The 506-nt window shown below is 60.5% G+C and carries 1 protein-coding gene; it reads right to left on the bottom strand.

Annotated features, from left to right (window positions below; translation table 11 throughout):
* Positions 1-506: AMP-binding protein (locus ABR397_RS23220; protein ID WP_350307761.1), on the bottom strand; the 506-nt coding region annotated here is incomplete at both ends.

Here is a 506-nt window from a genome sequence, read left to right as displayed (position 1 = left end):
AGGCAGCTGAACACTCAGATGGTCACGCAGGCTATGAATCAATCCCTCATCCGCCGGCGCCGCCACATAGGCCACCAGCCGTTTCTCCGGCCCGTCACCCTGTGCCAGTACCACCGAGTCACCCACGGCCGGGTGTTCCAGCAACCGGGATTCAATTTCCCCCGGTTCAATCCGGAATCCGCGGATTTTCACCTGCTGGTCGTTGCGGCCCAGAAACTCCAGATTGCCGTCCGGCAGGTAACGCGCCAAATCCCCGGTGCGGTACATACGCGCCTCCGGGTTGTCACTGAACGGATCGGGCAGGAACCGCTCCGCCGTCAGGTCAGGGCGATTGAAGTAACCCCGCGCTACCCCCGCCCCGCCGATATAAATTTCACCCACCACGCCCAGCGGTGCCGGCTGACCATAAACGTCCAGCAAATAAAGGCCGGTGTTAGCTATCGGACGCCCGATACTTTCAATAATCCTGTCACCCCGCGGTATCGACAACCAGGCAGAATACGTTG

The organism is Photorhabdus viridis, from assembly GCF_040256935.1.
In the GTDB taxonomy this organism is placed as follows: domain Bacteria; phylum Pseudomonadota; class Gammaproteobacteria; order Enterobacterales; family Enterobacteriaceae; genus Photorhabdus; species Photorhabdus viridis.
The sequence above is the reverse complement of the archived record's forward strand: the minus strand, read 5'-3'. Positions and strand labels throughout refer to the sequence as shown.